Origin of the sequence: Bradyrhizobium betae, assembly GCF_004123905.1 — a bacterium.
In the GTDB taxonomy this organism is placed as follows: domain Bacteria; phylum Pseudomonadota; class Alphaproteobacteria; order Rhizobiales; family Xanthobacteraceae; genus Bradyrhizobium; species Bradyrhizobium betae_A.
Genome location: NZ_MZXW01000021.1, coordinates 64,754 through 77,588 on the forward strand (window position 1 = coordinate 64,754; position 12,835 = coordinate 77,588).

13 protein-coding genes are annotated in these 12,835 nt (G+C 64.1%); 9 read left to right on the plus strand and 4 right to left on the minus strand.

Annotation, left to right across the window (positions count from 1 at the left end; translation table 11 throughout):
- Nucleotides 1-118 precede the first annotated feature (118 nt).
- Nucleotides 119-1,519, minus strand: a complete 1,401-nt coding sequence (locus B5V03_RS18540; protein WP_129271847.1) for an LLM class flavin-dependent oxidoreductase — start codon at nt 1,517-1,519, stop codon at nt 119-121.
- 251 nt (nt 1,520-1,770) lie between these two features.
- Between B5V03_RS18540 and B5V03_RS18545 the strand changes: the two genes are divergently transcribed.
- Genes B5V03_RS18545 through B5V03_RS18570 form a run of 6 tightly spaced genes read left to right on the plus strand, consistent with a single transcriptional unit; the run spans nt 1,771 to nt 6,586 of the window.
- Nucleotides 1,771-3,090, plus strand: coding sequence for an O-acetylhomoserine aminocarboxypropyltransferase/cysteine synthase family protein (locus tag B5V03_RS18545; protein WP_129271848.1), 1,320 nt, complete (start codon nt 1,771-1,773; stop codon nt 3,088-3,090).
- A gap of 35 nt (nt 3,091-3,125) precedes the next feature.
- Nucleotides 3,126-3,923 carry a MetQ/NlpA family ABC transporter substrate-binding protein gene (locus B5V03_RS18550; protein ID WP_129271849.1) on the plus strand — a complete coding sequence of 266 codons (798 nt, stop codon included), beginning with the start codon at nt 3,126-3,128 and terminating at the stop codon, nt 3,921-3,923.
- 29 nt (nt 3,924-3,952) lie between these two features.
- Nucleotides 3,953-4,204: a hypothetical protein gene (locus tag B5V03_RS18555; RefSeq protein WP_129271850.1), complete on the plus strand. Its 252-nt coding sequence runs from the start codon at nt 3,953-3,955 to the stop codon at nt 4,202-4,204.
- Between the two features lie 60 nt (nt 4,205-4,264).
- Nucleotides 4,265-5,893, plus strand: a complete 1,629-nt coding sequence (locus B5V03_RS18560) for an FAD-dependent oxidoreductase (RefSeq protein WP_206736164.1) — start codon at nt 4,265-4,267, stop codon at nt 5,891-5,893.
- Complete coding sequence (locus B5V03_RS18565) at nt 5,890-6,210, plus strand: 4Fe-4S dicluster domain-containing protein (RefSeq protein WP_129271851.1); 321 nt, start codon at nt 5,890-5,892, stop codon at nt 6,208-6,210. Before B5V03_RS18560 ends, B5V03_RS18565 begins: the two co-directional genes overlap by 4 nt.
- 28 nt (nt 6,211-6,238) lie before the next feature.
- A complete protein-coding gene (locus B5V03_RS18570; RefSeq protein ID WP_129271852.1) occupies nt 6,239-6,586 on the plus strand; it encodes a DUF3088 domain-containing protein in 348 nt (115 codons plus the stop codon).
- Nucleotides 6,587-6,612: 26 nt separating this feature from the next.
- Here the strand turns inward: B5V03_RS18570 and B5V03_RS18575 are convergent, their stop codons facing one another.
- The 3 genes from B5V03_RS18575 to B5V03_RS18585 are packed head-to-tail and all read right to left on the minus strand — an operon-like array spanning nt 6,613 to nt 9,251.
- Nucleotides 6,613-7,437 (minus strand): ABC transporter permease, encoded by an 825-nt coding sequence (locus tag B5V03_RS18575; RefSeq protein ID WP_129271853.1) that lies wholly within the window; start codon nt 7,435-7,437, stop codon nt 6,613-6,615.
- Nucleotides 7,430-8,245: an ABC transporter ATP-binding protein gene (locus B5V03_RS18580; RefSeq protein ID WP_129271854.1), complete on the minus strand. Its 816-nt coding sequence runs from the start codon at nt 8,243-8,245 to the stop codon at nt 7,430-7,432. Before B5V03_RS18580 ends, B5V03_RS18575 begins: the two co-directional genes overlap by 8 nt.
- A 1-nt stretch (nt 8,246) precedes the next feature.
- Nucleotides 8,247-9,251, minus strand: a complete 1,005-nt coding sequence (locus B5V03_RS18585) for an ABC transporter substrate-binding protein (RefSeq protein ID WP_129271855.1) — start codon at nt 9,249-9,251, stop codon at nt 8,247-8,249.
- 471 nt (nt 9,252-9,722) lie between these two features.
- Between B5V03_RS18585 and B5V03_RS18590 the strand changes: the two genes are divergently transcribed.
- The 3 genes from B5V03_RS18590 to B5V03_RS18600 all read left to right on the plus strand — a co-directional run bounded on the left by B5V03_RS18590 (nt 9,723) and on the right by B5V03_RS18600 (nt 12,830).
- Complete coding sequence (locus B5V03_RS18590; RefSeq protein ID WP_129271856.1) at nt 9,723-11,327, plus strand: FAD-dependent oxidoreductase; 1,605 nt, start codon at nt 9,723-9,725, stop codon at nt 11,325-11,327.
- Nucleotides 11,324-11,701: a 4Fe-4S dicluster domain-containing protein gene (locus B5V03_RS18595; protein WP_129271857.1), complete on the plus strand. Its 378-nt coding sequence runs from the start codon at nt 11,324-11,326 to the stop codon at nt 11,699-11,701. Before B5V03_RS18590 ends, B5V03_RS18595 begins: the two co-directional genes overlap by 4 nt.
- Before the next feature lie 136 nt (nt 11,702-11,837).
- Complete coding sequence (locus tag B5V03_RS18600; protein ID WP_129271858.1) at nt 11,838-12,830, plus strand: NAD(P)-dependent oxidoreductase; 993 nt, start codon at nt 11,838-11,840, stop codon at nt 12,828-12,830.
- Nucleotides 12,831-12,835: the final 5 nt, after the last annotated feature.

The following is a 12,835-nucleotide window of genomic DNA, read 5'->3' on the forward strand; positions in this document are numbered from 1 at the left end:
GCCGTGTTGCAATTTCAGAATGCGGTGCAGTTGGAGAAGGAAGCGTCTCTGATCGGACACAATCCGAGAACGGAATTTTCCACGCGGTGCAGCTTGTTATCTGAAATCGGCCCGCCCGCTATTCGGCGGCATCGGATCGCAGCGTGTCGGCTGAGCGCCGAAAGCCCGCGCCGGGATGTGTCGTGTGCAGCCGCGGGCTGCGTCCCGGGAATAGCTTTTCGCGCAGCGTGCCATCGCGATAGGCGGTCTTGTAGACCCCGCGCGATTGCAGCTCCGGCACCACGAGATCGACGAAAGCGTTCAGCGATTCCGGAACGACGAGCCGGAACAGGTTGAAGCCGTCGACGTCGGTGTCTTCCGCCCAGGCGATCAGTTCGTCCGCGACGTCTTGGGGCGAGCCGACCACAAAGGGTGACCGGGCGCCGGCACGGCTCAATCTGGCGAGGTCACTGACGTTGACCGGCCGGTCGCTCCGGACCGTGAAATTCTCGACCATCGACTGGATCGCATTGCTCTCGACATATTCGATCGGCTGGTCGGGCCGATACGTCGAGAAGTCGATGCCGGTCCACCCCGACAGCAGGGCGAGCTGGCCGGTCTGGTCGACATGCCGCGCATAGTCCTCCAGCAGATCGTTCGCCTCGGCCCGTGTCGGCGCCACGATTACGGTCGCGCCGGCAAACAGCCGGATGTCGTAGGGGTCGCGGCCATAGGCCTTGGCGGCTTCCCGTATCTCGCGTACGGCGCGTGCAAGGATCGGCTTGGTCTGGCCGTTGAGAAAGACCGCTTCCGCGTGCCGAGCCGCGAAGGCGCGGCCGCGCTTCGAGGTGCCGGCCTGATACAGCAGCGGCGTCCGCTGTGGAGAGGGCTCGGCGAGATGGATGCCGTCGACCTTGAAGTAGGGGCCTTCATGCAGAACGCGGTGGAGCTTTGCCGGGTCCGTGAAGATGCGGCTGCCGCGGTCGCGGCGAACCGCGTCATCCTCCCAGCTTCCCTCCCATAGCTTGTAGGCCGCGGTGAGAAGGTCCTCGGCCGCGTCATAGCGGTCGTCGTGGGCGCGCCCGGCCGGAAGACCCATGCCGCGCGCGCCGCTGTCGAGATAGCCGGTGACGATGTTCCAGCCGATCCGGCCTTTGGTGAGGTGGTCGAGCGTCGAAAACGTGCGTGCGAGTTGATAGGGGTGCTCGAAGGTCAGATTCGAAGTGATGCCGAAGCCGAGATGGCGGGTGACGAGCGCCATGGCGGACACGAGCAGCGTCGGATCTGCGTTGGGCAGCTGAACAGCATGCAGGGCGGCGGCATCGGCATTGCCGCTATAGACGTCGTACACGCCGAATACGTCGGCCAGGAAGATGCCGTCGAGCAGTCCACGCTCTGCGGTCTTGGCGTAGTCGACCCAATAATCAAGCGTGTTGTAGTCGATGGATGCATCGCGCGGATGAGACCATAGGCCGGCCCAATTGTGGCTTGGTGCCGTCATGTTGAAAGCGTTGAAGCGCAGCTCGCGCGGTCCCGTCATGATCTGGCTCATCGTCTATTTGCGAAGCACATTCGCTGCGCGTGACCGTTATTAACATTTTGCGCGAGCGAGTTTGTTTCCAATTCGGCAAAGGCACGGAAACAAACGCGTTGCGAGGCGGCGATGATGCAGCACGTGCATCGCTATTTCTCTGACACGCTCGACAGAGGCGGAATCCGGCCGCATCATTTTCATCGACAAGCACGGCTTGCCGCGCTCGGCGCGTTATCGAGATTGAAAGGGAAGAGCAGATGGCCTTGGAAACTCGGAATTTCGAGACGCTGGCGTTGCACGGCGGATCGTACCGCACCGACCCCGCCACCGGCGCAGTGGCGGTTCCGATCTACCAGACCACGTCGTTCCAGTTCGAGAACACCGATCACGCCTCGCGCCTGTTCGCGCTCGAGCAGCTCGGCCCGATCTATACCCGCATCGGCAACCCGACCCAGGAAGCGTTCGAGACGCGGCTCGCGGCATTGGAGGGCGGGGCGGCCGCCCTTGCCGTTGCCTCGGGACAAACTGCTTCCGCCTTCGCGATCTTCAACATCGCGCAAGCCGGCGACAACATCGTGTCCTCGACCGATCTCTACGGCGGAACCTGGACGCTGCTCTCGCAGACCCTGAAGCAGTTCGGCATCGAGGTGCGGTTCGTCGATCCCGCCGATCCCGAAAACTTCCGCCGCGCGACCGACGCAAAGACGCGGGCGTATTTCGGCGAGACGCTCCCGAACCCCAAGCTGAACGTGTTCCCGATCAAGGAAGTCGCGGATATCGGCCGTTCGCTGGGCGTGCCGCTCATTCTCGACAACACGGCCTCGCCACTGATCGCGCGTCCTTTCGAGCACGGCGCAGCGGTGGTGGTCTATTCCACGACCAAATATATCGGCGGCCACGGCACAGCGATCGGCGGCGCCATCGTGGACGGCGGAAATTTCGACTGGGCGGCGCATGCGGACCGCTTTCCGCTGCTGAACAAGCCCGACGAGGCCTATCACGGCGCCATCTGGACCGAGGCAGCCAAGCCGCTCGGTCCGATCGCCTACATTCTGCGAGCCCGCGTCAAGCTGCTCCGTGACCTTGGCGCGTCGATCGCGCCGCAAAACGCCTTTCAGTTCATTCAGGGTCTCGAAACCTTGCCGCTGCGCATCCGCCAGCACAACGAGAATGCGGTGAAGGTCGCGAACTTCCTCGCCAAGCATCCTTCGGTGTCGAACGTGATCTTCCCAGGCCTGCAGAGCGGAGAGAACAAGCGCCGGGCCGACGCGTATCTGAAGGGTGGCTACGGCGCCCTCGTCGGCTTCGAGCTGAAGGGCGGGGTCGAAGCCGGCCGGCGCTTCATCGACGCGCTCAAACTGTTCTATCACGTCGCTAATATCGGCGACGCCCGTTCGCTCGCCATTCATCCGGCATCGACGACGCACCAGCAGCTCACCCCAGCCGAGCAGCTCGCCGCCGGCGTTACGCCCGGCTACGTCCGCCTGTCAGTGGGAATCGAGCATCCCGACGACATTTTGGCGGATCTCGGCCAGGCGCTGGCGCAGGCTGATGCCGGCGCGCGCAAGGCCGCGTGAGAGACCGCACCTGATTGCAACGGGAATTTGAGACAATGAAGATCCTTCGTCGCACCGCCCAGGCCGCAGGTCTCTGGCTCGCGTTCACCGCGGTCGCCTTCGCTGGCGAACCGCTGAAGATCGCGACCAGCGCCGGTCCCGTCGGACAGTTGGCGGCCTTTGCCGCCAAGCTCGCCAAGGACAAGGGGCAGGACGTCAAGATCGTCGAGCTGTCGGACTGGGTCGCATTGAACGAGGTCGTGAACAGCGGCGAGGTCGACGCCAACCTGTTCCAGCATGCGACTTATCTCGCGCTTCAGAACAAGCAGCGCGGATTCAATCTGGTGCAGGCCGACAAGGTCGGCGTGATCGCGCCGGTCGGGCTGTTCTCGAAGAAGATCAAGACGCTCGACGAGATCAAGTCCGGCGACAGCGTCGCCATTCCGAACGAGCCGCTCAACGGCGCCCGGGGCCTGATTCTGCTGGAGCGCGCCGGACTGATCAAGCTGACACCGGGCAAAGGCTTCTCGGTCAGCAAGTTCGACATCATCGAGAACCCCAAGAACCTCAAGATCGTCGAGCTCGATCCTGCCCAGACCTATCGATCGCTCGATGACGTCACGCTGGCACTGGTCAACATCACCTACCTCATTCCGGCCGGCGGCGATCCGAAGTCTGCCCTGATCATCGATCGCACCGTCGACGACGGGCTCGTACTGCGCTTCACGGCCCGGCCGGACAAGAAGGACGATCCGCGTCTGAAGGCTTTCATCCAGGTGTTCAACTCGCCGGAGGTGAAGCAGTTCATCGAGGAGAAGATCCCGGCGTTCATTCCGGCGGGGTTCGGAAGCTAGGAGAGCGAGCGACGCAAGGACATCGCGCCATGATCTATGTCGTCGACGTGAACCTGATGAGCTTTGCCTTCGTGGCGGGAAGTGAGAGGCACGCATCGGAGATTGCAGGCTCACCGGGATTTGTGCAGGCCCTGGACCGGTTTTTCCTGAATCGACAAGGCTTCAGGGGTTCGAACCATCGTCCGCGTGCTGCGACGGTTCAGGAGCTTGCTCTCTTCAGCGACATGTCCTCCGAATTCGCGGATGCCACGGCGGACGTTCTGGTGGCCCGCGTTGGGTAGCTTTGCAGCAGATTGCGCGTGATGGCCGAAGGGCCGCGGAAATGAGGCCGGAGACGAGTGATGACAAACCTACCTGGTCGTGCCGAAAAGCTGTCGAGTTCGGCAGGATCCGTCGTGTTCGACGCCGATGTGCTGGTGCTCGGTGGCGGCCCCGCGGGCACATGGGCCGCGATCAGCGCCGCCGAGCACGGGGCGCGCGTCGTGCTGGCGGACAAGGGATTTTGCGGCACCTCGGGTGCGACTGCGGCTGCCGGCACCGGCGTCTGGTATGTCGACCCCGCTCCGGAACGCCGCGAGGCCGCCATGGCCAGCCGCGAGAAGCTCGGCGGCCATCTCCAGGACCGTCGCTGGATGGCGCGCGTGCTGGACCGGACCTACGCCCAGAGCAACCAGCTTGCCGATTGGGGCTATCCTTATCCCGCCGACGACGACGGCAGGCCGCAGCGGAATTCGCTTCAGGGCCCGGAATATATGCGGCTGATGCGGAAGCGGACCAAGCAGGCCGGCGTGACCATCCTCGATCATTCGCCGGCGCTCGAGCTGCTGGTCGATGGCAACGGCGTGGTTGCGGGAGCTGCTGGCTTGCGCCGCCAGAAGGGGGATCGCTGGGCCGTGAACGCCAAAGCCGTGGTGATCGCCACTGGCGGATGCGCCTTTCTCAGCAAGACGCTCGGTTCGAACGTGCTGACGGGCGACGGCTATCTTCTCGCTGCGGAAGCGGGTGCGGAATTCACCAGCATGGAGTTCTCCAACGCCTACGCGATTTCGCCGGCCTTCGGATCGGTGACCAAGACCTTGTTCTACAGCTGGGCGAGTTTCACCGATGAGCAGGGTAGCGTCATTCCCGGAGCGTCCTCGAAAGGCGGACGCTCGGTGATTGCGCGCGCGCTCGGTAAAGGCCCTGTGTACGCGCAGCTTGATCAGGCCGATGCCGAGACCCAGCGGCACATGCGCGTGTCACAGCCGAACTTCTTTCTCCCATTCGACCGCACCGGTATAGATCCCTTCACACAACGTTTTCCCGTCACGTTGCGCCTCGAGGGGACCGTTCGCGGGACGGGTGGCCTGCGGATCATCGACGACAGTTGCGCGACCACCGTGCCGGGTCTCTACGCGGCAGGCGATGCCGCGACGCGCGAATTGATCTGCGGCGGCTTCACCGGCGGCGGCAGCCATAATGCGGCCTGGGCGATGTCGTCGGGCTATTGGGCTGGCCATGGCGCCGCCGAGTTTGCGCGCCAGCTAGGCACCACGGTCGGGCGAGAGGCTTTCCGGCGCGGCACCGTCGGTCTGCGCTCCAGCAATGGGCGGGCGTTGCAGGGCGGTGCGCTCGTCCGAAGCGTTCAGGACGAAGTGTTTCCTTATGAGCTGAACTATTTCCGCGAGGCCGGGCGATTGGGCGGGTCGCTCGGTCGGCTCGATGCATTGTGGACGGATGCGTCGAATGCGGATGTTCCTGACGAGCAGGAGTTGCTCCGTGGACGCGAAGCGGCCGCCATGCTCGCGACCGCGCGCTGGATGTATCGCAGCGCGCTGGCGCGCCAGGAAAGCCGGGGAATGCATCGCCGTGACGATTACCCCGAGCAGGACGACCGCCACCTCCATTTGGTGACGAGCGGCGGGCTCGACGACGTCTGGACATCGGCGCGTCCGCTGGCGTCTGCACAATATTCGGAGGCTGCGGAATGATCGAGGTCATCGATGCCGAGCGTTGCACGGCCTGCGACATCTGCGTGAGCGTGTGCCCGACCAACGTCTTCGACAAGACCGACGGCATCCCCATTATCGCCCGTCAAGGCGACTGCCAGACCTGCTTCCTGTGCGAACTCTATTGTCCGGAGGATGCGCTGTTCGTCTCGCCGTTCGCCGATGCGCCGCAAGCGGTCGATGTGGCAGCGTTGAAGGAAGCAACCCTGCTGGGCAGCTATCGGCGAGCGGTGGGCTGGGTCGAGGAGAGCCGGCACCTGCGGGCGGCTGATCGGAGCTACCGGCTGTTCGGTCACTAGAAGATCATGTCGGCTCCGGAGAACGACCATGAGTGGAGATCGCCTGTTCCTGCTCAGGCCGGGATTTGAAGATCCGGAGCAGCCGGGCCGCTTCTTCGTCTGCCCGCACTGCAATGCGATCGAGGGATTGCTGGCGTCGTTTCCCGGGCTGGCAACGCAGATCGAAGTGCACCGCCTGCCATTCGCGCGGCCGCGAACGGCGCTGGTCGACATCCTGGGCGAGCAGCATCAATCGCTTCCGGTTCTGGTCTTCGATGAAAGCCGGCCGGTGCCTGAGGACGCAGGCGTTGCCAACGGCCGGCGCTTCATCGATTCCTCGGAACGAATACTCCGCTATCTGGCCGACCGCTACGCATTCCCGCATGTTCACCAATAGGCTGATCGGGATCGCCGGCATTCCTCCTAGGTTTGCACCTGCCCCCAGCGCTGGACCGTAATGCGCGTCAAGCTCCGGAAGATCACGCCCTCCACGAGGAGCCCGATCAGAATCACGGTGAGCAGTCCCGCAAAGACGCTCGCCGTCTCCAGCTGTGCGCGGCTGGTGTAAATGAACCAGCCGATCCCGCCGGACCGTGCGCTGACGCCGAACACAAGCTCTGCCGCGATCAGCGTACGCCAGGCGAACGCCCAGCCGATCCGTAAGCCCGACAGGATCTGGGGAAAGGCCGCGGGCACCAGGATCTCCGCAACGAACCGGCCGCCCGAGAGGCCGAGGTTGCGGCCGGCCATTCGCAGGGTCGGAGGCACCGCGAGGAAGCCGCCATAGCAGGCGAGCGCCACCGGCCACAGAACGGAGTGCACGATGACGAAGATGAGGCTCGGCGTTCCCACACCGAACCACAGCAATGCGATGGGCAGCAGCGCGATGGCCGGAAGCGGGTTGAACATCGACGTCAACAGACCAAGAGCCTCATTGCCCCAGCGCGACAGGGCGGCGAGGGTGGTCAGTACCGCCGCGACGGCAACGCCCAGCGCATAGCCGGTGATGAGAACCCGCAACGAGGTCAACGCGCGGTTCGGCAGCTCGCCCGACAGGACGGCCGACCATAGCGCCGACAGCGTCGCGCCCAGGGTCGGCAGCAGGAGCGCGTTGTCGAGCCAGCGTGCATAGAGCTCCCAGGCGAGAGCAAAGCCGCCGAGGATGACGAAGCGCCGCCATGGTGTGCCCTCGAGCGCACGCCGCAGCGCTGGTGCACGAACGAGTTTCGGAGCCGCGACGTCAGACATGGTCGATTTCCGGAGCAGAGAACACGGTCTCCTGGATGCGCCGCTCCAGCTCGCCGAAACCCGAGCTGCCGCGGGCGCGGGTGTCCGGCGGGACATCGAAGGTGGCGGCCAGCCGTCCCGGGTGCGGCGTCAGCGCCAGGATGCGGGTTCCGACCCGGATCGCCTCGTCGATGCCATGGGTCACGAACAGGGCGGTATTTCCGGTCTCCTCGCACAGCTTGAGCAGTTCGTCCTGCATCTGCCGCCGCGTCAGCGCGTCAAGCGCTGCGAAAGGTTCGTCCATCAGCAGCAGCGCCGGCTCCAGCGCAAAGGCCCGCGCGATTGCGACGCGCTGTTTCATACCGCCGGACAAGGTGTGCGGAAAGGCGTCGACGAAGTTCTTCAATCCGACGCGCTCGAGCCAGCGCCGTGCAATGGCCTCTGCATCTCGGCGCGGCATTGATTTTCCCCGCTCCAGGGCGTAGCGGACGTTGCCGAGCACAGTGCGCCACGGCAGCAGCTGATCGAACTCCTGAAACACGGTCATGCGGTCTGGTCCCGGCGCCCCGATCCGCCGGCCGTTCATGCGGATCTCGCCGGCGCTTGGCTTGAGGAAACCGCCGACGGCGCGCAGCAGCGTGGACTTGCCGCAGCCTGACGGGCCGAGCAGGACCAGCCGTTCGCCGGCCGCGATGCTGAAGCTGACGTCTTCGACCGCAGTGAGGATGCCGTCCGGCGTCGGATAGCTGATGCTGACGTGATCGAGCTCTAGTAGCGACGGCAACGCCGTATCGCCGACGAGTCCAGTCAGTCGCGGAGCGACGTTCATGTCAGCTTCCCGGTTTCTCTCCGAGGCCGGACCAGAACAGGTCCCGCCATGACGCCGGCGCCTGCTTGATCAGGCCGACCTTGGCCTCGAAATCCGCGAACTTCTGGGCGCCCTCGGGAGCCGTCGTGAAGTTGACGTCCTTGTCGCGAATGATGCTCTCGACGAAGTCGGGCGCAAGCTTCGATCCCTCCGCCTTGATGTAAAGCGCGGCGGCTTCCGTCGGATTGGCCTTGATCCATTCGTTGGCGCGGTCGAGACCGCGGACGAACGCCAAAATCGTCTTCGGATTGTCGTTGACGAACTTCGTCGTGGAATAGACCACGTTGAAGGTGTGTGGGCCGCCGAGCACGTCGTAGCTGTTGAGGACCTGGTGCACCTTGCCGCTCGCCAGCTGTTGCTGCGAGAACGGCGGCGAGGTGAAATGCGCCGTGATTTCCGAATGGCCCGACAGAATCTGGGCCGTCGCGTCCGGATGCGGCATGCTGACGGTGAGCTCGTCGAGCTTGTCGTATTTGCCGAACGCCTTGTCCGCCGCCATCTGGAGGACGATCGGCTGGAAGCCGACCTTGACCGACGGAAGCGCGATCCGGTCTTTCTCAGTAAAATCGGCCAGCGTCTTGATGTTGGGATTGTTGGTGGTCAGGATATTGGCCATCGAGCCCAGTGCGGCGACGCCGATGATCTTGGCGGTGGTCCGCGTCTTGTCCCAGGTCAGGATCATGGGAGTGATGCCGGCCGTTGCGAAATCGAGGCCGCCCGAAATCAGCGCCTCGTTCATGGCCGCCGCGCCGGACAGCCGGAGCCATTCGACCTTTGGCGACGCAAGGCCGAGTGCCTTGGCTTCTTCCTCGATCAGCCCTTTCTCGCTGGCGACGATGAGCGGAAGATAGGCGATGCCGAATTGTTGGGCGATACGAAGCTGCGTTGTTTCGGCGCCCACGCCATTCGCGCCACCCAGCGTAATGATCAGCGCGAGCGCAGCCTGTAAAAGCCTCGGTCCATTCATGTTGACGTCTCTTGAATTCCAATTCGTCCGACGGCTCACCACGAGCCATTGCGGCACACTTCAGGAAATCAATCAGCCGGTCCAGTGAACTGATGTCGCTGCGCCATTTTCGAAAGAAACGCACCTGCTCGCCGCGTTTGACGAGAAATCCGTTCTCCCATGGTGCTTCGATGAAGGAAGTCTGTTCTTGTGCCTTGAGGAGCTTCGATCCGCTTTTCGGGCGTCCGACGTGACCTGACAATAGAAGAACGTTACGTTTCAGTCGCCGTCCTCTCCGGAGAAGTCTGTTCTACGGTGAAATAGACGTCTTCCCGACATCGAAGACGGCAGGGCGTCTCGTTCGCCGCAAGCCGCCAAAAGAGTTTCGCCTTTCATTGACGCGGCCGTGGTCCGGCTCAAACATCGCGTCGATGGGCATGGCCTGGCATCTTCCGGTTCCGGCCAGCCGCCGTTTTGTCAGAGACAGAGATCATGGTGCTGTCCACGCTCGAAGAGCTGTCGCTGGCGACCGACGTGCTGGTCGTCGGCGGCGGGATGGCGGGCGCATGGGCCGCGACGTCTGCCGCCGAGGCGGGGGCGAAAGTCGTTCTGGTCGACAAGGGCTATTGCGGCACCAGCGGCGTGACGGCCGCGGCAGGACCGGGGCATTGGTGGGTCCCGCCGGATCCTCCGTCGGCCCGCGATACGGCTGTCGCCAATCGTATCGCGAGCGGCCTTGGTCTTGGTGAAGCGGACTGGATGTATCGCATCCTCGACCAGACCTGGCGCACGCTGCCGACGTTGGCGCGCCACTACACGTTCGGCGTCGATGACGAGGGGCGGGTAAACTATCGCGCGGTGCGCGGGCCCGAATATATGCGCGCGTTGCGGCAACAGGTGCTGAGCCGCGGCGTTACCATCCTTGATCATTCGCCCGTCCTCGAACTTCTGGCGCGATCCGACGGCTCGATCGGCGGTGCTCGCGGCCGGCGCCGGCAGGACGGCGGGAGAGCGTATCAGATCGAAGCGGGGGCGGTGATCCTTGCTGCCGGGGGGACCAGCTTCCTGTCCCATCTGCTGGGATCGCGCACCAATACGGGCGACGGATATCTCATGGCGGCCGAGGCCGGCGCGGAGATGTCGGGCATGGAGTTCACCGCGGCCTACACCATTGCACCCGCGCATTCGACGATGACGCGAAGCATGGCCTATTCGTTCGCGACCTATTACGATGCCGACGGGCACGAGCTCGATATTCCTTTCGGCCCCGACCAGACCATTCGCCTGGCGCGCGCGCTCCAGCGTGGTCCGGTCTACTGCTCGCTGCGCCGTCTGCCCGACGACATCAAGGCGCGGATGCACACGATTTCGCCGAACGTTCCATTGGTGTTCGATCGCTGGGGCATCGATCCCTATCGCGACCGCTTCGAGGTGACGTTGCACAACGACGGCACCATTAGGGGCATCGGCGGGGTGCGGGTGCGCGATGTGGATGGCACGACTTCGGTACCGGGACTGTTCGTGGCCGGCGACAACGCCTCGCGCGAGAAGGTTGCGGGCGCGATCTCTGGCGGCGGCAATGTCAACTCAGCCTGGGCTCTGTCGTCTGGTGTGTTCGCCGGACGTGCCGCTGCGGGTCTGGCGCGAGGCGCGAAGAGGAGTGCGGGTCGATTGCGGCCACTTGGCCGCGCCGGGCGCGAGCCCCGCAGGGGCGCCAGGGCCGTCGATCTTGCCGCGCTTCGTAACGGCGTGCGCGCCGAAATGCACCCGTTCGACAAGAATCTATTCCGCACCGGGCAAGGACTTGCAGCATCTGCACACGTGCTCGAGGGCTTGTGGTCCGAGTTGGCCGATCACGCAGACACAGGCACAATCGCCTCGCGCGAGACGGCGGCTCTATTGGCAACAGCGCGCTGGTCCGTCGCCACGGCGGCAACACGTAAGGAGAGCAGGGGCCTTCATCGCCGCGAGGATTTCCCTTCACGGGATTCCGGGCTTGCAGTCCGTCTGCTGAGTGGCGGCCTGGACCGGGTCTGGGTCGCCGTCGATGGTGCTCCTGCGGACGCCAAGACCGGTCAACTCGAGGCGGCATCATGATCGAGCTCATCGTCGCGGACCGCTGTACGGATTGCGGGACATGCATCGAGGTTTGTCCAGCTAATGTGCTCGACGTCGGGCAAAGCGGCCTGCCGATCCTCGCGCGTGTCGAGGATTGCCAGACCTGCTTCATGTGCGAGCTCTATTGTCAGGCCGACGCCATCTACGTCGCACCCGATTGCGACCGCCGTGTCACCGTGGACGAGACCGAGGTGGTGGCCTCCGGTCGCCTAGGTCAATACCGCAAGCATTCCGGCTGGGACGAATGGTCCGATCGCTTTCCTAACGAGCAATGGCTGATGGAAACCGTATTCCGTCGCGCCGGCGAGGCCGCGCCGAAGGCGACGTCGACTGACGTTGTCCGCACGAAGTGAGTCCAGAGAGACAAACTATTATGTCGTGTCGAGATGCGTCGTCCTGTTGTTGCATGATAGCGGCGATCTTTGAAAAGACTATCTTGGGCTGAGCGCCTAGCATGTCCTCGTTATCGTCATCGTAAAGCTGCAGGACATGAACACCCCCCGAATTGAAGGCCAGCGCGCATCCGCCAGCGTGCGATCGCCGATCATCGTCAATCAGCTTGGCCCGGAGGTTCGGGCCGCGCTTGCCGATCACTGGTCGCGTCCGCTGATCATTGATCATCCCGCCGATCGCGCGCTATGGGAGATCGCTCCGGAGGCGGACGTGCTGCTGACGCGGCCGCTCGCCGGGTGGCACGGTGCGCCCGCGGAGAAGCCGGCCGGCTGGCCGTTCGGCCTGCGCTGGATCCAGACCGCATCGACGGGCGTCGATTTCTTTCCGGCGTGGTTGCTCGATGGCCCCGTGGTCACGGTCGGCCGCGGTATCTCGGCCGATCCGATCGCGGAATATGTGCTTGCGGCGATCCTCGGCTTCGAAAAGCGTATCCATGACATCCGGCCGCGCAATCGTGAGCAATGGAGGATCACCCCGCTGGGCTCGCTCAGCGGCAAGACGATCGGCATTGCGGGCTTCGGCGCCATCGGCCGCGCCGTCGTCGAACGGGTCAAACCGTTCGGCGTCAGCATCAGGGTTCTGCGACGCTCGGCCTGGCCATATGTCCTTCCGGGCATCCAGCCTGTCGACAGTATCGAGCAGCTGGTCGAGGTCTCCGATCATCTCGTTCTCGCTTTGCCGGCAACGACGAAGACGGCGCGTCTGATCAACGCCGACGTGCTGGCACGCGCCAAGCCATCGCTTCACCTGATCAATGTCGCGCGTGGAAGGATCGTCGATCAGGGCGCCCTGTTGCAGGCGCTCGACGAGGGACGGATTGCCGGCGCGACGCTCGATGTCACCGACCCCGAGCCGCCGCCGGAAGGCGATCCAATCTATGACCATCCCAAGGTCGTCCTGACCCCGCACGTGTCATGGACGGGTGGCGAGGATGCGAAGCGGCTGGCCGACAAGACGCTGGTCAACCTCGACGCCTACGCGCATGGCGCGGCGCTGGCCGACGTCTTCGACAGGAATCTCGAATACTAAAAAGG